General features: G+C 72.1%; 20 protein-coding genes and 1 tRNA gene. 11 read left to right on the forward strand and 10 right to left on the reverse strand.

All coding sequences use genetic code 11. From position 1 onward, the window contains the following. The first annotated feature begins 28 nt into the window (after window positions 1-28). Both AB0C01_RS09130 and AB0C01_RS09135 read left to right on the forward strand, forming a co-directional pair. Window positions 29-994 carry an EamA family transporter gene (locus tag AB0C01_RS09130; protein ID WP_357252701.1) on the forward strand — a complete coding sequence of 322 codons (966 nt, stop codon included), beginning with the start codon at window positions 29-31 and terminating at the stop codon, window positions 992-994. A gap of 13 nt (window positions 995-1,007) precedes the next feature. After that, window positions 1,008-1,730, forward strand: coding sequence for an HAD family hydrolase (locus AB0C01_RS09135; RefSeq protein ID WP_357570805.1), 723 nt, complete (start codon window positions 1,008-1,010; stop codon window positions 1,728-1,730). A gap of 149 nt (window positions 1,731-1,879) precedes the next feature. On the opposite strand, the gene AB0C01_RS09140 is transcribed toward AB0C01_RS09135, so the two are convergent. Together AB0C01_RS09140 and AB0C01_RS09145 are read right to left on the reverse strand one after the other, a co-directional pair. Then, window positions 1,880-3,088, reverse strand: coding sequence for a hypothetical protein (locus AB0C01_RS09140; RefSeq protein ID WP_357570806.1), 1,209 nt, complete (start codon window positions 3,086-3,088; stop codon window positions 1,880-1,882). A gap of 396 nt (window positions 3,089-3,484) precedes the next feature. Continuing rightward, window positions 3,485-4,105, reverse strand: coding sequence for a helix-turn-helix domain-containing protein (locus tag AB0C01_RS09145; RefSeq protein WP_357570954.1), 621 nt, complete (start codon window positions 4,103-4,105; stop codon window positions 3,485-3,487). A 207-nt stretch (window positions 4,106-4,312) separates the two neighbouring features. Here AB0C01_RS09145 and cysS point away from each other — a divergent pair, with 207 nt between their 5' ends. Together cysS and rlmB are read left to right on the forward strand one after the other, a co-directional pair. Then, complete coding sequence (cysS, locus tag AB0C01_RS09150) at window positions 4,313-5,728, forward strand: cysteine--tRNA ligase (protein ID WP_357252694.1); 1,416 nt, start codon at window positions 4,313-4,315, stop codon at window positions 5,726-5,728. Next, on the forward strand, window positions 5,728-6,873 hold the full coding sequence (gene rlmB, locus AB0C01_RS09155; RefSeq protein WP_357252691.1) for a 23S rRNA (guanosine(2251)-2'-O)-methyltransferase RlmB: 1,146 nt from the start codon (window positions 5,728-5,730) through the stop codon (window positions 6,871-6,873). The genes cysS and rlmB overlap by 1 nt, the downstream gene beginning before the upstream one ends. Window positions 6,874-6,921: 48 nt before the next feature. Here the strand turns inward: rlmB and AB0C01_RS09160 are convergent, their stop codons facing one another. Next, window positions 6,922-7,503, reverse strand: coding sequence for a hypothetical protein (locus tag AB0C01_RS09160; protein WP_357252688.1), 582 nt, complete (start codon window positions 7,501-7,503; stop codon window positions 6,922-6,924). Window positions 7,504-7,671: 168 nt separating this feature from the next. After that, window positions 7,672-8,763 carry a sn-glycerol-3-phosphate ABC transporter ATP-binding protein UgpC gene (gene ugpC, locus AB0C01_RS09165; protein ID WP_357252685.1) on the reverse strand — a complete coding sequence of 364 codons (1,092 nt, stop codon included), beginning with the start codon at window positions 8,761-8,763 and terminating at the stop codon, window positions 7,672-7,674. A 341-nt stretch (window positions 8,764-9,104) separates the two neighbouring features. Between ugpC and AB0C01_RS09170 the strand changes: the two genes are divergently transcribed. Continuing rightward, window positions 9,105-9,181 (forward strand) — tRNA-Thr (locus tag AB0C01_RS09170). 116 nt (window positions 9,182-9,297) lie between these two features. On the opposite strand, the gene AB0C01_RS09175 is transcribed toward AB0C01_RS09170, so the two are convergent. Together AB0C01_RS09175 and AB0C01_RS09180 are read right to left on the reverse strand one after the other, a co-directional pair. Then, entirely contained in the window at window positions 9,298-10,215 is a 918-nt protein-coding gene (locus AB0C01_RS09175) for a copper transporter (RefSeq protein WP_357570807.1), read from the reverse strand. 232 nt (window positions 10,216-10,447) lie between these two features. After that, window positions 10,448-11,371, reverse strand: a complete 924-nt coding sequence (locus tag AB0C01_RS09180; RefSeq protein WP_357252680.1) for an NADP-dependent oxidoreductase — start codon at window positions 11,369-11,371, stop codon at window positions 10,448-10,450. 90 nt (window positions 11,372-11,461) lie between these two features. Here AB0C01_RS09180 and AB0C01_RS09185 point away from each other — a divergent pair, with 90 nt between their 5' ends. The 4 genes from AB0C01_RS09185 to AB0C01_RS09200 all read left to right on the forward strand — a co-directional run bounded on the left by AB0C01_RS09185 (window position 11,462) and on the right by AB0C01_RS09200 (window position 14,082). Continuing rightward, window positions 11,462-12,442, forward strand: coding sequence for an AraC family transcriptional regulator (locus AB0C01_RS09185; protein ID WP_357252677.1), 981 nt, complete (start codon window positions 11,462-11,464; stop codon window positions 12,440-12,442). 39 nt (window positions 12,443-12,481) lie between these two features. Then, window positions 12,482-12,883: an AraC family transcriptional regulator gene (locus AB0C01_RS09190; protein ID WP_357252675.1), complete on the forward strand. Its 402-nt coding sequence runs from the start codon at window positions 12,482-12,484 to the stop codon at window positions 12,881-12,883. Window positions 12,884-12,918: 35 nt separating this feature from the next. After that, window positions 12,919-13,338, forward strand: a complete 420-nt coding sequence (locus tag AB0C01_RS09195; protein ID WP_357252672.1) for a VOC family protein — start codon at window positions 12,919-12,921, stop codon at window positions 13,336-13,338. A 99-nt stretch (window positions 13,339-13,437) separates the two neighbouring features. Further along, on the forward strand, window positions 13,438-14,082 hold the full coding sequence (locus AB0C01_RS09200) for a histidine phosphatase family protein (RefSeq protein ID WP_357570808.1): 645 nt from the start codon (window positions 13,438-13,440) through the stop codon (window positions 14,080-14,082). Here AB0C01_RS09200 and AB0C01_RS09205 read toward each other — a convergent pair. Next, on the reverse strand, window positions 14,070-14,600 hold the full coding sequence (locus AB0C01_RS09205) for a hypothetical protein (RefSeq protein WP_357252666.1): 531 nt from the start codon (window positions 14,598-14,600) through the stop codon (window positions 14,070-14,072). The genes AB0C01_RS09200 and AB0C01_RS09205 overlap by 13 nt on opposite strands. A gap of 185 nt (window positions 14,601-14,785) precedes the next feature. On the opposite strand from AB0C01_RS09205, the gene AB0C01_RS09210 reads away from it, so the two are divergent. Further along, window positions 14,786-15,553 carry an enoyl-CoA hydratase/isomerase family protein gene (locus AB0C01_RS09210; protein WP_357570809.1) on the forward strand — a complete coding sequence of 256 codons (768 nt, stop codon included), beginning with the start codon at window positions 14,786-14,788 and terminating at the stop codon, window positions 15,551-15,553. A 63-nt stretch (window positions 15,554-15,616) separates the two neighbouring features. Further along, complete coding sequence (locus AB0C01_RS09215; RefSeq protein ID WP_357252660.1) at window positions 15,617-17,125, forward strand: serine/threonine-protein kinase; 1,509 nt, start codon at window positions 15,617-15,619, stop codon at window positions 17,123-17,125. 61 nt (window positions 17,126-17,186) lie between these two features. Here the strand turns inward: AB0C01_RS09215 and AB0C01_RS09220 are convergent, their stop codons facing one another. From AB0C01_RS09220 to AB0C01_RS09230, 3 genes are all read right to left on the reverse strand, one after another. Further along, entirely contained in the window at window positions 17,187-17,630 is a 444-nt protein-coding gene (locus tag AB0C01_RS09220) for an HNH endonuclease (protein ID WP_357252658.1), read from the reverse strand. A 213-nt stretch (window positions 17,631-17,843) separates the two neighbouring features. After that, window positions 17,844-19,055, reverse strand: coding sequence for a hypothetical protein (locus AB0C01_RS09225; protein WP_357252655.1), 1,212 nt, complete (start codon window positions 19,053-19,055; stop codon window positions 17,844-17,846). Window positions 19,056-19,122: 67 nt separating this feature from the next. Beyond that, on the reverse strand, window positions 19,123-20,676 hold the full coding sequence (locus tag AB0C01_RS09230; protein WP_357570810.1) for an FAD-dependent oxidoreductase: 1,554 nt from the start codon (window positions 20,674-20,676) through the stop codon (window positions 19,123-19,125). Window positions 20,677-20,689: the final 13 nt, after the last annotated feature.

The following is a 20,689-nucleotide window of genomic DNA, read 5'->3' on the forward strand; positions in this document are numbered from 1 at the left end:
GACACGGTGCCGACCCGAGGAGCGCGACATGCACTCACGACCTGCCGCCGGCGTCGCGTTGGCGCTGCTCTCCGCAATCACCTTCGCCACCTCGGGCACCTTCGCGCGATCACTCATCGAGGCCGGCTGGTCGGCCGAGTCGGCAGTGATCGCCCGGGTCGGCATCGCCGCCCTGGTGCTGGCGATCCCCGCCGTGCTCGCGATGCGGGGGAGGTGGGCCGTCCTGCGGAGCAACGCCACGTCCATCGGGCTGTTCGGGCTCCTCGGGGTGGCGCTGGCCCAGGTCTGCTATTTCAATGCCGTGCGCTACCTGCCGGTCGGTGTCGCGCTGTTGCTCGAATACCTGGGCATCATCCTCGTCGTGGGCTGGATGTGGCTGCGGCACGGGCAACGACCCCGCCAGCTCACCGTGGCCGGGTCGGTAGCCGCCCTGATCGGACTGGCGTTCGTGCTCGACCTCGCTGGCACCGCCGACTTCCACCCGGTAGGGGTGCTCTGGGGGCTGGGCGCGGCATTCGGCCTGGCCGGATACTTCGTGCTCGCCGGACGGGTCGACCCCCGGTTGCCCTCGGTCGCCATGGCCAGCGGCGGAATGGCCATCGGTGCCGTCGTGCTGCTCCTCCTCGGGCTGACCGGTCTGCTGCCGCTGCACGCCACCTTCGGCGAGGTCACCTTCGCCGGGCAGCCCACCAGTTGGCTGCTGCCCATCGCCGGGCTCTCGCTGGTGGCCGCCGTCATCGCGTACCTGGCCGGTATCGCCGGCAACCGGATCCTCGGCCCCCGGCTGTCGTCGTTCGTCGGGTTGACCGAGGTGCTCTTCGCGGTGCTGATCGCCTGGCTGTTCCTGGACGAGTTGCCCACCGGCTGGCAGCTCCTCGGCGGCGCGATGATCGTCGCCGGGGTCGCGCTGGTCCGACTCGACGAGCTGCGCAGGACTCCATCAGCGTCCGCGTCCGACCCAACCGAGCCGGCGCTGGCGCTCGACGGTCGGTGAGACAGTGGGCAGCGTGCTGACCACAGTGGTGTTCGACGCCGACGAAACTCTGCTCGATCTGCGCCCCGCGGTGACCGGCGGGCTGGAGGCCGTCCTCGACGAGATGCGACGGCGTACCCCTGCGGCGACCGAGGTGACGCTCGCCGAACTCGAATCGGACTGGGACGCGGTCTTCGGTGACCTGTCGGCCGCCCCGGTCATGGAGATCCGCCGCGCCGCACTGGCCCGGTCGCTGGCCCGCGCCGGCCTGAACGACGACCTGGACGACATCGCCGACCTCTTCTTCGCCCGCCGGTTCGCCCTCACCAGACCCTTTCCGGACGTGCCAGTGGCGCTGGCCACGCTGCGCTCCCGGTATGCCCTGGGCTTCGCCACCAACGGCAACAGCCGCGCCGAGCGCTGCGGGCTCGCCGGAGAGTTCGCCTTCGAGGTGTACGCCCACCAGAACGGCCTGCCCAAGAAGCCGGCCCCGGACTTCTACGCGGCGGTGGTCGCCGCAGCCGGGGTGCCGGCCGGGCAGATCGTGTACGTCGGGGACTCGTGGGAGCACGACGTGGTGGCACCCCGGCGGGCGGGCCTGCGGTCGGTGTGGTTGAACCGGCACGGGCTGCCTCGTCCACACGGTCACCCGCCCGACGCCGAGGTGTCCAGCCTGGCCGACCTGCCAGCCGCGCTGGCCAGCCTGCCCGCCGGGCTGACCGACGTGCCGGCCGAGCCGGCCGGTCTGCGGGCCTGACCGACCGTCGAACGGTGCGGGCTTGCGGTGCGGGCTGGCCGTGCGGGTCGGCGGGCTTGATCCACTCGGGTTTCCTGAGGGTGGGGTGTCGACGTCCGGTGGACGGCGCGGTTTCCAGGAATCTGAGTTGATCGTGGTCCGGTGGAGGGTCACCGTCGCCACCCGCGGGAGGCCAGCGCGGCGCGCACCTCGCCGAGCACCGCCGGGAACTCGCCGTGCAGCCGTCGACTGGTCACGTGCAGGACCAGCCAACCCGCGCCGACCAGCAGGTTCAGTCGACGGCGGTCGCGGTGCAGCTGGTCTGCGTCAGAGTGCCACTGCCCGTCGTACTCGACAGCAACCCGAAACTCGGGCCACGCCAGATTGGGATGCAGGACAACGCCATTGGCCAGGTACACCGGAAGTTGGACGACTGGGCGTGGCAGCCCACCGAGCACCAGCCGTACGCGTAGGTGCGACTCCGGTGGGGACTGGGCTGAGCCGTCGGCCAGGTCGAAGAGCCACCGCGCTCGTCGCCCACCGGGCCGGTCCGCGTTTCCGGCCGCCAGAGCGCCAAGCGTGTCGCGATCGGTCAGTCCCTGACCGAGCAGCGAGTCGACGATGGCGACGGCGCGGACCGGGTCGAGCCAGACGGCGGTCTCCCAGGCGGACCGTCCCGGGTCGGAACGGGGAATCCTGCCGCCCGGCTCCCAGGGTGGCCCGGGCGTGTCGACTCGTCGATCGTCGTCGGATCTGGGCAGTGCCACGCTGCCCGTTTCAACCGACAATGCGGCTGGCCCGGGCATTTGCCGTGTGCGGCCGGGTGGCATTCCGACGGCGGTCTGACGCCCGACTCTCCGGAGAGAGTCCGCGTCTGGTGTTCGGCTCAGGCCCGGCGGGCGTCCGGCGACCGCTGCTCGCCCGGGGTGCGTCAGTCGACGTGCGTGGTCCGGTGTTCGATTGTCGTTCGTTGCACGACACGGGTTCGGCATGCTCCCGGCCCGCCCCGGTGACTCGACGGTTGACAGTGGGGTGCTGGCGTTGACGTGCACGCGGAGGCCGCGTTGGGGACCGATCCGCAGGGGGCGGGGCACGAGGACGTGGACGTCGTCGGTGAAGGCGGCGGCGTGTTCGACACCGTGCAGGTAGGCGGCCGACGGGCCAGCGATCATCACCCCGGACGGCAGCCGGAGGAGGGCCGCGCGACAGGCCAGGGCGTGGTCCCGGTCCAGCCGCGCGTCGGCGTACACGTCGTGGCGCAGCCGCACCCAGGCGGAGCTGCGTAGCTGATGCTCGGTGAGCAGGCCATCCCGGACAGCGTCGGAGCCGCGGAAGACCTGCCAGGTCAGGGCGTCGGGGCGATGCGGACGTGGTGGCATGCCGAGCAGCCTGCCGACCACCGGTCGGCCGCCGAAACCCCTGTGGACAACCTGACCCACGCCCGCCCTCGCGCCCTGTGGACAACCACGGGCCCGCCCGCCGATCGTGGTATGGCGCGCCCGCCTGGTCAGATCCCGGCCCGTTGGCGGACGTCTTCTGTCCAGGCCACTTCGTGCGGGGTGATCCGGGCCGTGGGACGTGGCGGTGCTGCCGGTGGCGATGTGTGCCGGGCGGCGCCTGTCGCGGGCAGGATCCGGGCCGTGGGTCGGCAGTGATCGACTCGCGTTTCTGGAAGGTGGGCCATCGCAGGCCTTGGGATACCGCGCCATCCTTGAACCCGAGTCGATCAATGGCAGTGCCGGGCCGGGCGCGAGGTGGTGGGGCGGCGGTCGGGATCAGCTGAGGGCGGTGGTGATGGCTGTGGCGGCGGCCAGCACCTGGGGTCCGATCGTGTCGACGTCCAGTGGAGCGAGCGCGACCACGCCGACGCTGGCCTCCAACCCGGGCACGCCGAGCACCGGTGCGGCCACCCCGTACGCCCCGGCCTGCAACTCCCCGCTGCTGCTCACCGGCGTCGCCTCTCCGGCTCGGCCGGCCAGGATGGCTCGGCCCGCCGCCCCTCGATCCAGCGGGTGCCGTGCCCCGGCGCGGTACGCGACGTGGAACGACGTCCAGGTTGGCTCGACCACGGCCAGGGCGACGCCCTCGCCACCCTCGACGACGGTCAGATGTGCGGTTGCGCCGGCCTGCTCGGCGAGGCGGCGTAGCGCGGGCAGGGCACCTTCGGCGAGCAGCGGCTGGGCCCGTCGGGCCAGGTGCAGCAGCCCGGCGCCGAGGCGCAGCCGACCGTCGCCGTCGCGGCGCAGCATGCCGTGCCCGGTCAGTGGGCCGACCAGCCGGTAGACGGCGGCCCGGCCGATGCCGAGCCGGTTGGCGGCCTCGGTGACGGTCAGGCCGCCTGCGGCGTCGGCAACCAGGTGCAGCAGCCGTAACCCTCGGTCGAGGGTCTGCGACATCTCTCCGGGACGTCCCGCCACGGCATCGGCACGCCCGACCGCGCTGGCTTGTCCGACCGGGCCGGCTTGTCCGATCGGGCTGGCCTGCCCCGGCACCGCGTCGGTGGGGGCTGGAGTATCGCCGGAGCGTGCGGTCGCGTCCACGCCTGGCAGCGTACGACCCGGCACCGGCAGGTCCGGACAGGCACGGACAGCTACCCTTGTACGGTGACACTACGCCTGTATGACACCGCCACCCGATCGGTGCGGGACTTCGTCCCCCGGGAAGCCGGCAAGGTGGGGGTCTACCTGTGTGGTCTCACCCTCCAGTCTCCGCCGCACATCGGTCACCTTCGCTCCGGCGTCAACTATGACGTGCTGCGACGGTGGCTGCTGGCCGCCGGCTACGAGGTCACCTTCATCCGCAACCTGACCGACATCGACGACAAGCTCCTGGTCAAGGCGGGCGAGCAGGGGCGACCGTTCTGGTCGATCGCGTACGCGAACGAACTGCTCCTCGCCGAGTCGTACCGGGCGTTGAACGTACTGCCGCCCACCTATGAGCCGCGCGCCACCGGGCACATCCCGGAGATGCACGAGCTGATCACCAAGTTGATCGCCGACGGGCACGCGTACCCGGCCACCGACGGCTCCGGCGACGTCTACTTCGACGTGGCGTCGTGGCCGGCGTACGGGTCGCTGTCGGGCCAGTCTCCGGACGCGATGCAGTCGGCCGGGGACGCCCCCGACCGGGGCAAGCGGGACCCGCGCGACTTCGCGCTCTGGAAGGGCGCTAAACCGGACGAGCCGGCGGACGCCTACTGGCCGTCGCCGTGGGGGCTCGGCCGCCCGGGTTGGCACATCGAGTGCTCGGCGATGTGCTGGCGGTATCTCGGCCCGGAGTTCGACATCCACGGCGGCGGGCTGGACCTGACGTTCCCGCACCACGAGAACGAGATCGCCCAGTCCAAGGCCGCCGGTCTGCCGTTCGCCCGCCACTGGGTGCACCACGGTCTGCTGAGCATCGGCGGGGCCAAGATGGGCAAGTCGGCCGGCAACGCGCTCGACCTGGCGTACGTGGACTCGCTCGGGGTGCGGCCGGTCGAGCTGCGTTACTACTATGCCGCCGCGCACTACCGCTCGGTGATCGACTACTCGGAGGACTCGCTCCGCGACGCCGCGACCGCGTACCGCCGGATCGAGGGTTTCGTGCAGCGGGCGGCCGAGCGGGTCGGCGTCGGTCAGCCCGGCGAGCTGCCCGGCGGCTTCGTCGCGGCGATGGACGACGACCTCAACACGTCCGCCGCGCTGGCTGTGCTGCAACAGCACATTCGGGACGGCAACACCGCGCTGAGCGTCGGCGACGATGTGACCGTCCGCACCACCCTGGCCGCGGCACGGGCGATGCTGGATATCCTCGGGGTCGACCCTCTCAGCCCGGCCTGGACCGGCGGTGGCCGCACGGATGATCTACGTGCCGTGGTGGACTCCCTGATCGCGTTGGCCCTGGAGCAGCGCGCGCAGGCCCGGGGCCGCAAGGACTGGGCTGCCGCCGACGCGGTACGGGACCAGCTCAAGCTGGCCGGTGTGGTGGTCGAGGACACCCCCCAGGGCCCCCGTTGGACTATTGGAGAGCAGGACTGATGGCCGGCAACTCGCAGCGCCGTGGCCGGCGACTGACGTCGAAGGCAGGCGCCCCCAAGGGCACCGGCGGCAAGAACAAGGACTCGTTGGCCGGGAGGGGGCGCACCCTGCCCGCCGACGAGCGGCCGTGGCACAAGGGCTACTCGGGCACCGAGAAGCTGCCCCAGCGCACCGCCTGGAAGCAGGACAAGGAGCGTCGCGCGGCGGCTGAGGAGGGGCGCGCCCCCAAGATCGGTCAGCCGGGCAGCAAGGACACCACCTGGGGCCGGGGCGGCGGTCGGGGCGTACCGGGCGGCCGGGGTGCCGCCACCGGTAGAGGTGCAACCGGCGGCCGGGGTGCCACCGGTGGCCGAGGCGGCCCTCGGGTCGCGCCGGGGCGCAAGTCCAACCCGAGCAAGGACACGCCGGAGCTGCTGGTCGGGCGCAACCCGGTGCTGGAGGCGCTGCGCGCCCAGGTGCCGGCGACTGCGCTCTACACCGCGCAGGGCATCGACATGGACGACCGGATCAACGAGATCATCCGGACTGCCGCCGACCGGGGCATCGCCAACCTGGAGATCAGCCGGGCCGAGCTGGACCGGATGACCGGCGGGGTGCTGCACCAGGGCGTCGGGTTGCAGGTGCCGCCGTTCGCGTACCAGCCGTTCGAGGACATGGTCGCCGCCGCCCTGGAGCAGCAGGCCCCGCTGCTTGTGGCGCTGGACGGTGTCACCGACCCGCGCAACCTGGGCGCCGTGATCCGCTCGGCTGCCGCGTTCGGCGCGCAGGGTGTCTTCGTACCCGAGCGTCGTGCCGCTGGGATCACCGCGACCGCCTGGCGGACCAGCGCCGGCGCGGCCGCGCGGGTGCCCGTGGCGCAGGTGACCAACCTGACCCGGTCGCTGAAGGCGTGCCGCGACGCCGGCTTCATGGTGGTCGGCCTGGACGCCGACGGTGACACCGACCTGTACGACCTGGAGGCCGCCGTCGGCCCCCTGGTGGTCGTGGTCGGTTCCGAGGGGCGCGGGCTGTCCCGCCTGGTCGGGGAGACCTGCGACCTCACCGTCAGCATCCCGATGATCTCCGAGGTCGAGTCGCTGAACGCCAGCGTGGCCGCCGCGGTCACCCTCGCCGAGGTCGCCCGCCGCCGTTCGGTCGAGCTGTAACGACGTCGACGAGGCCCCTTCCGCCCGGTGCGGGAGGGGGCCTCGCCGTCAGATCTGCCGGGTCCAGGAGACGAAGAGCAGCGCCCCGGCGAGCGCCATCAGCAGGGTGGCCGGGAGTAACCAGCGCGGACCTCGCTCCCCGTCCAGGCGCCGGGTCAGCCGTTGGTGCACGGCGGCGATGCCGATCAGCGCAGCCAGGCCGGCCGCGGCGATCGGCAGGCCGATGAGGAAGTGCGCCAGCCACGCGCCGGCCCGGGTCGGACCACCCCAGGCGTCGTCGTAGGGCCCGGAGACCACCAGGCCGTAGAGCACGCCGCGCAGCACCAGCAGCAGTTGGACGCCGAGCGGCAGCAGGGCCACCGCGCCGAGGAGCAGGCTGAGCAGCGCGTGGCCCAGCACCGCGACCGGGCCGGGTCGTCGGCCGGGCACGGGCGTCGGGGGCGCGCCGAGCAGTCCGGTACGCAGGGACCGCCACCGCGCGACGGCGGCATCGGCCCCGCCCCACGGGGTCGTCACCAGCGCGAACAGGGCGACCGGCACCAGCGTCGCGCAGTAGACGAGGCTGCGGCCGGCCAGGCGGACCACCAGGTACGACCGGGGACTGTTGATCGGTTGAGCGGTGGCGGACACGGCGTCTCCTCGGGTTGGGCGTGCCACGAGGCTAGGAGCGCGGCCCGCCGTGCCGAGTCACCCCAGAGAGCCACATCCGCGCTGGCTCCGCGGGGTGAAGAGCCACCACCGGTACGACGACAGGGGCGGCCCGCCGAAGCGGACCGCCCCTGTCGGTTGCGCGTTACGTCAGATCCGGCCGCCGGTGGCGGCGTGGAAGACGTGGCTACGACCGGTACGCGGCTTGACGAACACGGTGTCACCCATGTTCGGCATGGTGCGCCGGTCGGTGCGGACGACGAAGCGCTCCGAGCTGCCACCCAGCGCGGCGTGCCCGTAGACGTTGGCGTCCGAGCCGAGGTCCTCGACCAGCTCGACCACGACCGGCATGCCACCCTCGGTCGGGCTGACCAGGTCGCAGTCCTCCGGACGGAAGCCCACGGTCACCTTGCCGTTGCCACCCTCGGCGCGGGCCGCCGCGACCTGCTCGCGGGTCAGCGGGATGTTCAACTCGGCGAACTCGGCGCCCTGCTCGTTGAGCGCGACGGTCTTGATGTTCATGGCGGGGGAGCCCATGAAGCCGGCGACGAACACGTTCGCCGGGGTGTCGTAGAGCGCGCGGGGGGTGTCCACCTGCTGGAGGACACCGTCGAGCAGCACGGCTACGCGGTGACCCATGGTCATGGCCTCGACCTGGTCGTGCGTGACGTAGACCGTGGTGACGCCCAGCTTGGCCTGCAGGGACGCGATCTGGGTACGGGTCTGCACACGCAGCTTGGCGTCGAGGTTCGACAGCGGCTCGTCCATGAGGAAGACCTGCGGCTCGCGGACGATCGCGCGGCCCATCGCGACACGCTGACGCTGACCACCGGAGAGCGCCTTCGGCTTACGGCTGAGGTATTCCTCCAGCTGCAGCAGGGCTGCCGCTTCCTTGACCCGCCGGTCGATCTCCGACTTGGAGGTCTTGCGCAGCTTGAGGGCGAACGCCATGTTCTCGTACACCGTCATGTGCGGGTAGAGGGCGTAGTTCTGGAAGACCATCGCGATGTCGCGGGCCTTCGGGGGCAGGTGGGTGACGTCACGCTGGTCGATGTAGATCGACCCGGCGTCCACGTCCTCCAGGCCGGCGAGCATCCGCAGGCTCGTGGACTTGCCGCAACCGGAGGGGCCGACCAGGACGAGGAACTCGCCGTCGCCGATCTCGAGGTTGAGCTCGTTGACGGCGGGACGCTCTTGGCCCGGGTAGACCCGGGATGCCTTGGAATAGGTGACCGTAGCCATGGTGAAGCGCTTCCTTTCACCGGCAGGAACGTGCCGGACGATCCGAGTGAAGGAGCGACCGGCACGTATCCGTGCCGGTCAGCGGACGGCGGCTCGGCGCGCGGGGGCACCGGGCTGTCTCCCGTGTCAGTGAACCGTAAACGGGTTTCCCCCTGCTGCCAAGGCAGGGCGGCACCCAACCTGGCCCACGGCCTACGCATTCCGGTCACTCGGGCACGCTCAACCATCAATCGACACGCCCGTGCACCCTTGCGCGTCGGGTTGTTGACGTTTCCAATGCCCGGGAGGCCTCGCGAGCGGGATATCCGGACGTCACTCGCTATGCTGACCTCGACGCACGCGCCCCTGTAGCTCAGCTGGCCAGAGCACTCGCCTTGTAAGCGAGATGTCGCCGGTTCGATCCCGGCCGGGGGCTCCAATTTCACAAGGCGTTTCGGGGCGGTGCCGCCGCCGGGGCGTCAAGTTTCACTCCGGCGCTGCGGCGTGCGGCCCATGCGTGAGGGCTGGGGTTCGGTCCTGATGAGGTCATGAAGCTCATCCGCCGGTGATCGTTTGCCGTGGGATGAGGGCGTCAGCGTCACCGGCAGTGCCGTAGCGACCTCCCCGGTTGGCGGTAATCTGCTCAGCAAGGGCGAGCGCCGCCGCGACCTGACCTTGCGCCCCAGCTACACCGTCTACCGTCGAGATCCGTGCGTGCAGCGCTTCGTCGCCGCGGACTATCCCGACAGAGCTGCCGTCGCCGGAGATTGTGCCCGCCAAGACGGTCCGTCCGATCAGGGCGATCTGTGCGGCCATGGTCACGATCGCGGCGTTCCGCTCGGCTGAGTTTCGCTCCACGTATGGTGCCCCGGTCACCAGGACCGCCCCATCCGAGGGGCCGTCGAGCTGTTTGGGTGCGGCGAGGTACCCGGCGTTCGCGAAGGCGGGCAGCACCCTCGGATGGTGGGCGCTGGCCGGTCCGAGCAGAGTCGTGGCCAGGAGGGCGCTAGCGGTTTCGACTCCGTTACTGTTGCCCGGCAGAGTGATCGGCGGAGGGCTGCTACGGCGGGTCAGCCCAAGCAGGTCCAGACTGTTCTTCGGGTCGAAGAATGCTTCCTGGATGTGGATGGGCCCGGACACGGCGGCGCCGGCCAGTTCAAGCTTTTCGATCACGCCCTCGGCACGGTCGCGTCCGGACGGTGTCGTCAGTACCACGATTCGGCGGTTGGCCAGCGTCCCGCGCAGCACTGCGGGCGCCGTGTCGTTGATGTAGTCGTCCTTACGGCTCGCCTCCTCTTGGAGGTCGTCGGTCGTCTGACGAAGCTGATCGTTGGTCTTGTGCGCTGCATCGATCGAGCCCCGGAGCACGTCGGTGGCGTAACCGTTCGCTGCGGCGGTGCCGAATACCGCACCGACCGCCAAGGCGACAAACACCGCGGCAAGCGAGATGACGTGGTAGCGAAAATTGATCATCGGCGCACCTTAGTGACGAGGTCCGTGCGAGTCACTGGGACAACCCGCGCGGTGCGAGCCCGCCCGCCGCCGGCAAGAAAGCGGCGGTAACCTGGATGATCATACGGCGGCTGACGGCAGTCGATTGGCCCTGAACGGGATTCCAGTTCCATCAGGCATTCCCGATGGTCGCTGCCACGAGATGGTCACCGCCACGAGTCGACCGGACCACGGCAACGGCCCACGGGTTCCGTCACGGCACCAGGATGATCTTGCCGCGGGTGCGGCCGGACTCGGCGTCGTCGTGCACCGCGGCCAGATCGGCGAACGGGCGGGACGCGGCGATGTCCAGATGGACTGCGCCGGCGTCGACGAGCTTCACCAGCGCGCCCAGGTGATTCACGTCGTTTCGGGCGACCATGTGCACCGCGCGCAGTGGGACGTCGGGAGGTGGTTCGATCGGGGTGGTGACGGAGACGATGACACCGTCGGGCCGAACCAACGGCACCAGGGCCGCAGCCTCCACGGGGCCGATGGCGACCAGGTTGAGGACGGTGTCGACCGGTTCCTCCACCGCATCGCCGACCGGCGTGGCCGTGTAGTCGATGATCTGGTCAGCGCCGGACCGGCGGACGGCGGCGGCACTGCGCGGGCTTGCCGTGGCGATGACCTGCGCTCCGGCGTGCCTGGCGAGTTGGACGACGAACCCGCCGACGCCGCCACCCGCGCCGTTGACCAGGACCCGCTGCCCGGACGTGACGCGGCCATGCTCGAACACCGCCTGCCACGCGGTGAGGCCGGCAACAGGCATGGCGGCGGCGTTGGCGAGCGGGATGGCGGCGGGTGCCGGGACAAGGGTGTCGGCTGGGGCGGCTACGTACTCAGCTGCGGCGCCGCCGCCGTCGAGCCGGCCGATGACTCGGTCGCCGACGGAGAGAGTGTGCACGCCACCACCGATCTCGACCACGGTGCCTGCGACGTCCCAGCCGAGCGTGTACGGCAGGTCGACCGGGAGTATCGACCGCAGAAGCCCGGACCGCAGCGCCGTTTCGGTGGGATTGAACGAGGATGCGGCGACCCGGAGGAGTACCTCACCCGGGCCGGGCACCGCGCGCGGGACGGTTTCGTAACGGATGACGGTCGGATCGCCGTACTCGTGGAATCGGGCTGCTTTCATACCTCGAACCTATGGAGCAAGCCGAGGACGGACCATCTGCCTCGATCCTTGATTCATGCTCGATCGTCTCGACGTCGATACTCTCGCCGAGTGGATGTGCTCAGCGACGTGATAGCGGTCATGCGTACCGGCCAGCCACGATCAGCGCGGGTGGAATGGCAGGCGCCGTGGGCGCAACGATTCGCCTCCGTGCCGGGATCCGCGGGCTTCCAGATGATCCTGCAGGGGCCGTGCTGGCTCATCCCGCCGGACACCGACCCGGTGTCACTGGCCACCGGGGATGTGGTGTTCCTACCGCACGGCAGGGGACACGCCCTTGCCGACAGTCCGTCGACCCCACTGGTCGCGCCCGCCTGCGACCCGAACGACGGACGGTTCCTTCAGCGCTACGCCACCGCCACCGTAGGCGAACCTGTCGGCACCGGCGGTCCTACCGCGGTGACGCTCTGCGGTGCCTACCAGCTCGATCGGGCCCGCACTCATCCGCTGCTGGACGACCTGCCCGGCCTCATCCACCTCCCCGCCCACCTCGGGCGTCAGCCCGAACTGCGCGCCACGGTGGCCCTGCTCGCCGCTGAGTTGCAAAGACCCCGCCTCGGCACGGATGCCATAGTGCCCGCCCTGCTGGACACGCTGTTGCTCTATATCCTGCGCGCCTGGTTCGACGAGCAGGCCACCAGCGGTGTCGCCACCGGCTGGGCTGCGGCGCTCAACGACCCGGCCATCACCGCCGCCCTGCGGTCCATGCACCGTGACCCTGCGTGGCCCTGGACGGTCGCGACGCTGGCCTCCGAGGCAGGGCTGTCCCGAGCGCCGTTCGCGCGTCGCTTCACCACCCTCATCGGCGAACCGCCGCTCAGCTATCTGACGTGGTGGCGGATGACCATCGCGGCCCGGCTCCTTCGGGAGTCCGATGCCCCACTGAGCGCCGTCGCGCACCAGGTCGGCTACCGGTCGGAGTTCGCCTTTGCCAGCGCGTTCAAGCGTCGATACGGGGTCGCCCCCGGCAGATACCGCTGCGCCGGTCCGCCGAGGGCGACGACTGCCCGTGTCGGTTGGTCGGCCCGATAGCCTGGAGCCTGGCAGTGAGCGAAAGCGGGACGGGGGCCGATGAGTCGCGCGGTGGAGGAGTCGAACCGGGCGATGCTGCGTGCTCGGGACGCGATGGACCGGGCGTACGCCGAGCCGCTGGACATCCCCGCGCTGGCGCGGATCGCGTACGTCTCCGAGTCGCACTTCATCCGCACCTTCCGGGCCACGTTCGGTGAGACACCGCACCGTTACCTGCAACGCCGCCGGGTGGAGCGGGCGATGATGTTGCTGGTGGAGACCGATCGGGACGTGACGGACATCTGCTATGCCGTCGGCTTCAGCAGCCTGGGCACGTTCAGCCGGACGTTCCGCCAGATCGTCGGCGAGTCACCCTCGGATTTCCGGCGGCACCGCGTCGCGCCGAGCAACGTGCCGTCGTGCTTCGCCAAGGCTTGGACCCGACCAAGTAGTTTTGGATAAGCAGCAGGTCACGGGCGCCCTCTAACGTCATGGGCATGACGATGAACGCGATCAGCCGCTCCCAGATCTACGTCCTCGACCAGGACGAGGCGCTCGACTTCTACGTGAACAAGCTCGGCATGGAGGTCAACACCGACCAGGATCTCGGCTTCATGCGGTGGCTGACGGTCAACCTGCCCGGCGACCCGGAGCGGGAGATCCTGCTGGAGAAGCCGGGCGCACCGGCGCTGGACCCGGCCACCGCCGAGCAGGTCCGCGAGCTGCTCACCAAGGGCGCCCTGGGTGGGTACCTCTTCATGACGACCGACGACGCCCACAAGACGCACGAGGAACTCGTGGCGAAGGGCGTCGAGATCACCGACGAGCCGACCGAGCGCCCGTACGGGATCGACTTCGGCATCCGGGACCCGTTCGGCAACCGGATCCGCATCGGCCAGATGTTCCCGCGGGCGTAGGGGAGCGGACGGCGTCGGCCGGGCCGACTGAGCTGACGGCCGCAGGACCGGGAGGTGCGGGGTGGAGCCCGTGCCTCCCGGTGTGTTGGGGTGGGCGGCATGCTGACTCGCCTGCTGTACCTCGCCCGACACGCCGAGCAGGACCTGACCGCCGTGCGGGAGTCGGATGCCGGAGAGCCGGACACGGGCCTGACGGAGCGCGGCCGGCGGCAGGCCGCGCTGCTCGGCGAGCGCCTGCGGGGCCGCCGGTTCGCCGCCGTCCACCACGGACCGTTGCGCCGGGCCGCGCAGACCGCCGAGCTGGTCGCCGGGTCGCTGCCCGAGAGCCCGGTGTACGCGTCGGAGTTGGCCGGCGACCACCTCCCACACGACACGGACCCGGCCGGCCTGCCACCCGCGTACGCCAAGTTCCTGGCGCAGTTTTCGGCGGCCGAACGGGTCGACGGGCCGCGGGTGACGGCGGCGGCCGTGCGGCGGTTCGCCGGCCCGGTTCCCGGGGAGGCCCCCGACGGCGAGCCGGTCCGCGAGCTGGTCGTGACGCACAGCTTCCTGATCGCCTGGCTGGTGCGGCACGCGCTCGACGCGCCGGAGCGGCGTTGGCTGGGTTTGAATCTGCACAACGCGGGCCTGACCGTGATCCGGTACGGCCCGGCCGGCCCGCCGAATCTGATCGCCGTCAACGACGTGGCCCACCTTCCGCCGGAGTTGCGGGGTACCGGCCTGCCCCCGGACTACCTGGTCTGAGTGCCGGTTGCCCGCAGCAGCAGCTTGACCAGGGCCTGGGTGGCCGGCGGTGGGCTGGCGTCGGCCGGGCAGTCGACGTAGCCGGTCTCGATGCCGCCCACGGTGAGCCGGTAGCTGAACGCGTCCGAGCAGGTGGTCGAGCGGGTCGGCTGCCGTGCCTCGGCGGCCAGCCGGGGGTCGGCGGCCAGTCCCGTCAGGCGGCCGAGGTCGGCGGGGGTGAGCTGGCCGGTACGTCGACTGCCGGCCCGGTCCACCGCGGTCCACCGACCGTCCGGCTCGACGGTCACGGCGTCACCGCGGCCGGCGAAGCCGCCGGAGGTGCGCAACATGACCTGGGTTGGCGTGCCGCTGGTCGCGGGGCCGCCGGTAGGCGGCGGGGTGGCGGTGTCGGCCGGGCCGGGAGCGGCGCTGGCCGAGGGTTGGGTCGGGGTGGTGGGAGCTCGGTCGACGCCTGTGCAACCGGTCAGGACGGCGGTCAGGAGCGCGATCGTGACGGCGGTCGTCGATGCGGGTCTCATGTCCGTCGGACGAACGATTCCAACCGCTGGTTCCCCCCCGAGATTGCTTGGGCAGCGCGCCTGCGCCGGGCTTGGCCGATCGTCTTCGCTATGGTCGCCGCACCGGCGTGCGACGCCGGCGGTCAGATTGGCGGCGTCGCTCAGATTTGGCGGCGCCGCTCCACGGTGGCGCGGAAGGAGCGGACGTGTCGGACGCGGAGTTGACCGTCGAGGTGACCGGTCCGGTCGCGACGGTGGTGATCCACAACCCGGCCCGGCGCAACGCGATGACCGCCGCCATGTGGCGTCGGCTCCCGGAGCTGCTCGACCGGCTGGAACCCGACCCCGATGTGCGGGCGCTGGTGCTCACCGGCGCGGGCGACGCCTTCTGCGCCGGGGCGGACCTGGGTGATCTGACCGAGCTGCTGGACGCCGGCGACGCCAGCATCGCGGTGGCCGCCGAGGAACGGCTGGCCGGCTTCGCGAAGCCGACCGTCGCGGCCATCCGGGGTGCCTGCGTCGGCGGTGGTGCGCAGCTCGCGGTCGCCTGCGACCTGCGGATCGCGGCGCAGGACGCCCGTTTCGGCGTACCCCCGGCCCGGCTCGGTCTGGTCTATCCGGCACCGACGACCCGCCGGCTGGCCCGGCTTGTCGGCCCGTCCGCCGCCAAGCATCTGCTGTTCACCGCCGAGCTGATCGACGCCGAGCGGGCACTGCGGGTCGGCCTGGTCGACGAGGTGCTGCCATCGGACCGGCTCGCCGCGCGGGTGGACGAGTTGACCGCGACGATCGCCCAACGGTCGGCGCTGAGCATCGCCGCGGCGAAGGAGATCATCGACGACCGGGCCGGGGCGGCCCGGATCGCCTGGTGGCATCGAAAGGTGCTGACCACCGGCGAGGCCCGCGAGGGGGTCGCGGCGGTGGCCGAGCGGCGTGCGCCGCGCTTCGCCTGGCGGCCGCCGAGCGACGACTGAGTGCGCGGGCTGCCGGCGGGGAGGGGGTGGCCCGCTGCCGGCCGGTACGGCAGGCTGTCCGTCGTGCAGCGTGATCAGTTGCTTGCGGGCCGCTATCGGCTCCTGGAGCGTCTCGGCAGTGGCGGCATGTCGGCGGTGCACCGGGCGTACGACGAGGTGCTCGAACGAGATGTCGCGGTGAAGGTGCTCGTCGCCTCGGACACCTTCGCTCGGCAGCGGATCCGGGCCGAGGCCAAGGCGGCTGCCCGACTGTCGCATCCGCACGTCACCGGCGTGTACGACTACGGCGAGTCGCCGGTGGACGGTTCGCCGGTCCCGTTCGTGGTGATGGAACTGCTCGACGGTCTCACTCTCGAACAACGGCTGGCGGCCGGGCCGATGCCGCCGCGCGACGGTCTACGGGTCTGCGCCGAGGTGGCTGCTGCTCTCACGGCCGCGCACGCTCAGGGGTTGGTGCACCGCGACATCAAGCCGAGCAACGTGATGCTCACGCCGACCGGCGCCAAGGTGCTCGACTTCGGCATCGCGGCCGTCGCCGGCGAGTCGGAGATCGACTTCGAGGGGCGGCTGCTGGGCACTCCGGCCTATCTCGCCCCGGAGCGACTGGAGGCCGGCGAGGTGCTGCCGGCCTGCGACGTGTACGCCCTGGGCCTCCTGCTGCACCGGGTGCTCACCGGCCGGCTGCCGTGGGCGGCCGAGACGCAGACCGGGATGCTCCGCGCGCACACGCACGTCGAGCCGGACCCGCTGCCGGAGATCGACGGTGTGCCGCCCGAGGTCCACCGGCTCTACCGCTGGTGTCTGGCCCGCGACCCCGCCGATCGGCCGCCGGCCGCGGAGGCGGCCCGCATCCTGCTCGCCGCCATCAGCGGAGCGACGTCCGAGGGGACGGGCGTCACCGCGACACCGGAGGCCGGCCCAGCCGAGCCGACCGACACCGCGACCGCCGACTCGGCCGCTCCGACGAGACGCCTGTCGTGGCGTCGGCGTCGTCATCGGGCCATCCTGGCGGTCGGCGGCGCGGTGCTCACCGCGATCACCATGGCCGGGTCGCTCGGCGACTTCGGCAATCGTCGACCGGAGGAGGGTCCTCCCCCGACCGGCCGGGGCCCGGGCACCACCGCCGTGGGGATGCCACACGCCGCGGAGCCGGCCGACGAGATCACGACCGGGCCGTCCGCCGTCCCGCCGGCCCAGGACACCGCGCCTGCTGCCCGGACCGGCCCCCCGACCGGTCCGGACCCGACGGCGACCCCCGCCCCGACAGCGGCCCCGACCGCCACCGCGCCCGGTCCCACGCCGACCACGCCCGGCCCGGCCGCGTCGACGCCCACCCTTTCCGCGGACATGCCAGTGCAGGCCCAAGGAGGGACGATCACCGTCCGCTGCGTGGGGAAGTCCGCCGAGGTGCTCGCGGTGGCACTCGCGCCCGGATTTCGGGCGGAGGCCTACGACCCGGGCCCGGCGAAGCAGATCCGGGTCGAGTTGACCTCCACCGAGCACCGCAGCGAGATCCGGGTGAACTGCCCCAACGGCCGCCCGAACCCGCAGGTGAAGGAACGCGCCGCCTGACCCGGGGGCCGGCGGGTGCCGCGCCCCGGGACGCGGCCCCCCGTTCCCGCCGGCCGGTCCGTCACCGCCCGGCGAGCGCTCCCCAGCCCGGGTTCACCGGCTCCCGGCGCAGCGGCATGCCCGCCTCCGCTGGCGTCCGGTCACCCTTGCGCTGGTTGCAGCCGTAGCAGGCGGCGGTGGTGTTCCGCCAGGTGTTCCGGCCGCCGCGCGAGCGGGGCAGGATGTGGTCGATGGTGGAGGCCGGCCCACCGCAGTACGCGCAGCAGCGGTCGTCGCGGCGCATGACCCCGGCGCGGGACCAGGCCGGCCCGCCGCTGAACCTCCACCTGGTGACGACGTAGCGGACCAGCCGCACCACCCGGGGCATCGGGAAGACGCCGATCACCTGGTCCGGCTCGGCCTCGTGGATCTCGGCGACCCGGCGGCAGAGCATCCGCACGGCATGTTGAACGGTGACCCGGTGCAGCGGGCCGAGGTCGGCGTTGATGACGAGGACGGCGTCCACCGGGGCTTCCTTTCACGATGGTGACGGACAGCGAAGAGCCGCCCGGTCCGGTTGGTGGACGGGGCGGCTCGGCGCGTACGGGTACGCGTCAGTCGGGCCGGCCCGCCCGGGGACCTTCCGCTCGGCAGCCGTCGCCGGGCAGCGTCGACGGCACGGTGCTGACGTGCGACATCGTCATGATCTGCTCCCGCGGCGGTGGTTGACCTTGCCTGATCACGGTAGGTCGGGGTGGGTGAGGGGGGCAACGTATTTCGATCGACCGCCCGGCTCCTCCGGGCGGCGTGGACGGCGGGTCCGGGGTGCGACGACCGCCGTGCGCCGGGCGGCGGTCAGCGGCCGGTCCAGCCGCAGGGCCATGCGCGCGGTGAGTTCGCTGTCCAGCAGGGGCCGGTTGACCTCGCCGGCGACCGCCAGCGCCGGCCCGGAGACCGACCGCCAGATCGCGGCCAGGCCGGCGCCGAGACCCACCAGGGCGACGGTGGCCCGAGTGGTCGGTGAGCCGGCGGCCGCGGCGGCGCTCACGCCGACCACCGCGAAGAGCACCAGCAGCAGGGGTACGAGCACGGGCCAGAAGATGCCCCGCGCCGCCTGCGCCACCAGCCGCCGATCCCGAATGATCAGGTTCCGGGCGATCACCGCGTAGTCCTCCTCGTCGAGCAGGTCGCGGGGGTGCAGGCCGCCGGTGAGCACGTCCCGCCAGAGGTCACCCTGGCCCCGCAGCGCGCGGCTCAGCTCGGCGGGCGCCGGTTCGGCCGGGTCCCCGTGGCCGGCCCGGTCCACCGCGGTCGCCCAGGCGGCCAGCGACCGGCGCACCACCGCGGCCGAGTACGGCGGCAGCACGCTGGCCAACTCGTCCAGCCAGCGGCTGATCTGGATCTGCCGACCCCCGAACTGCTTCAGCAACTGGGTGGCGTCGCCGGCTCGGACGGTGTCGGCCACTGATCGGCCCAGCCGGTAGGCCAGCCCGACCCGGTGGTTGGTGGCCATCGCCCAGCGCAGCACCTCGACGTTGAGGTCGTCGAGGGCGAGCAGCAGCGGCACCGGGTCGGCCGGGTCGGGCCGACCCGGGTCGGGCAGCAGGGTCCGGGCGGCGGACGTGTCGGGCACCGGCCCGGTGTGCCGGGTGAGTTCGGCGATCTGGGCCAGCGCGACGTCCACCCCGTCGAGGTACATGCGCATCCGCCGGTGGGCGGACATCTCGGTGAGGTTGGAGAGCTTGGCCGGCGGTACGGGTGGTCGGGCCTCGACGGGGGCGCCGAACTCGGTGTGCTGCCCGTGGTGGTAGGCGTCCGCCATCCACCAGCCCAGGCGCAGTGCGGTGACGATGCAGGCGCGTTCGTCGTGGATCAGTGGGTACGCGTCGTCGCGGCCGATCTCGCCGATTGGTGGGCGGTTCTCCGCGCCGGCGCGGTGCAGTGGTGACATCCCCCGCTGCCCTCCCGCCCGGTCGATCGACGGTTGATCAACCAAGCGTACGGCAGCGTACCGATGCTTATGTTGTGTTTTGTCGGTTTGGGCTGGCGCGACGGGCCAGCAGCCCCCGGGGCCGGATCGACCGCACCGGCTCCGCCGCGCCGCCCTCCGCGCGCAGGATGTGGTTCGCGGCGATGATCCCGGTCGCCGCGGAGCGTTCCATCAACGCGCTCGGGAAGTCCGTGGCGATGCCGTCGCCGGCCAGATAGAGGCCGGACGCGTCGGTGCGTACCCCCGGTCGCCAGGCGTGGCTGCCCGGCGTGAACGCCGGCGCCTGCGCCTCCACCCGGGCCCGCAGCTCGCGGACCCGCAGGTCGCCGGCCTCCGGCCAGAGCGCGATCAGCTCGCGGCGCATCCGCTCGGCCAACTCCTCGGCCGGCACCCCCGGCTCGCAGGCGTACGCGTGCAGCTCGATGATCGACCCACCGGTCTGCCGCGCCCAACGCCGCGACTCGTTCTCCAGCCGGTGGTAGAGCGTCACCGAGTCCAGCGTGGGCTGGCGGGACACCCCGCTGAACACCGCCCGCTCGGCGGCCACGTCCCCGTCGCACCAGTACCGGGCCACCGCGTACGGCGGGCCGGGCTGGCCGAAGGCGGGCATCCGGGCGGTCAGCTCCGGTGCCTGCTCGACCAGGTCGGGGGAGGCCGCGACAAGCGCGGCGAGCGCCGGCGGGTCGACGGCCAGCACGACGTGACCCGCCGGATGACTGCCGCCGTCGGTGGTCGTCACCCGCCAGCCCTCGGCGTCCCGGTGCACCCCGGTCGCGGCGCAACCGGTGCGGACCCGACCGCCGTGCTTCTCGACGTGCCGGGTCAGCGGCTCCCAGATCGCCGTGGCGTAGTCCTCGTCCGGGCAGTCGAACGCCAACCCCTCCGGGTTGCCGAGCAGATAGAAGTGGAACTGGGCGACCATCTCGGCGGCCGACATCTCCGCCTCGTGGTTGAAGAACGAGTGCGAGAAGACCTCGAACAGCATCGCCCGCGCCCGGTCCGGCAGCCGCAGCGACGCCAACAGGTCGTCGGCCGTGGTGTCGTCCAACTCGGCGTAGGTGCGCACCGGGTCGTAGCTGAGCAGCGGCAGCGCGGCGTCCCGGTTGATCAGGCGCAGGTCGCCCAGGCGCAGACTGGGGCTGCGCAACAGCAGCGCGAGCAGGCTCGCCGGCGGTGCGGGCGGCAGCCTGCCGAACTCCTCGGTCGGCCACTGCGTACTGAGGACCGGGTAACCCGGAATGGGCTTGAGGAAGCCCAGGTCGGGATCGATCCGGCGGAGGATGGACCGCCAGTTGTAGTACTGCCGGAAGAACGCGTGGAAACCGTGCTCGTTCTGCTGGCTGCCCTCGGCGAGCGCCTCCGGCCAGGCGCCCAGTCGACCGCCGAGCGTCGGTGCCGCCTCCAGCACCGTGACCGCCACGCCCCGCTCGGCAAGCACCACCGCCGCCGACATGCCGGCGATGCCGCCGCCCACCACCACCGCCGCGCTCGGTCGCGGCACGTGGTCCGCGCCACCGCCGCCCGGGTCGACCAGATGTTGGCGTACGCCGATGAGCCGACCCGCCACCTGCGACAGCGCCATGGGCACCTACCTC

Source organism: Micromonospora sp. NPDC048905 (genome assembly GCF_040649655.1).
In the GTDB taxonomy this organism is placed as follows: domain Bacteria; phylum Actinomycetota; class Actinomycetes; order Mycobacteriales; family Micromonosporaceae; genus Micromonospora.

Bases quoted from the DNA above. Each gene is read 5' to 3' on its own strand.
- AB0C01_RS09130 (WP_357252701.1), top strand. From the start codon at position 29: ATGCACTCACGACCTGCCGCCGGCGTCGCGTTGGCGCTGCTCTCCGCA.
- AB0C01_RS09140 (WP_357570806.1), bottom strand. From the start codon at position 3,088: ATGCCACCACGTCCGCATCGCCCCGACGCCCTGACCTGGCAGGTCTTC.
- AB0C01_RS09145 (WP_357570954.1), bottom strand. From the start codon at position 4,105: ATGTCGCAGACCCTCGACCGAGGGTTACGGCTGCTGCACCTGGTTGCC.
- rlmB (WP_357252691.1), top strand. From the start codon at position 5,728: ATGGCCGGCAACTCGCAGCGCCGTGGCCGGCGACTGACGTCGAAGGCA.
- ugpC (WP_357252685.1), bottom strand. From the start codon at position 8,763: ATGGCTACGGTCACCTATTCCAAGGCATCCCGGGTCTACCCGGGCCAA.
- AB0C01_RS09175 (WP_357570807.1), bottom strand. From the start codon at position 10,215: ATGATCAATTTTCGCTACCACGTCATCTCGCTTGCCGCGGTGTTTGTC.
- AB0C01_RS09180 (WP_357252680.1), bottom strand. From the start codon at position 11,371: ATGAAAGCAGCCCGATTCCACGAGTACGGCGATCCGACCGTCATCCGT.
- AB0C01_RS09190 (WP_357252675.1), top strand. From the start codon at position 12,482: ATGAGTCGCGCGGTGGAGGAGTCGAACCGGGCGATGCTGCGTGCTCGG.
- AB0C01_RS09195 (WP_357252672.1), top strand. From the start codon at position 12,919: ATGACGATGAACGCGATCAGCCGCTCCCAGATCTACGTCCTCGACCAG.
- AB0C01_RS09200 (WP_357570808.1), top strand. From the start codon at position 13,438: ATGCTGACTCGCCTGCTGTACCTCGCCCGACACGCCGAGCAGGACCTG.
- AB0C01_RS09205 (WP_357252666.1), bottom strand. From the start codon at position 14,600: ATGAGACCCGCATCGACGACCGCCGTCACGATCGCGCTCCTGACCGCC.
- AB0C01_RS09225 (WP_357252655.1), bottom strand. From the start codon at position 19,055: ATGTCACCACTGCACCGCGCCGGCGCGGAGAACCGCCCACCAATCGGC.
- AB0C01_RS09230 (WP_357570810.1), bottom strand. From the start codon at position 20,676: ATGGCGCTGTCGCAGGTGGCGGGTCGGCTCATCGGCGTACGCCAACAT.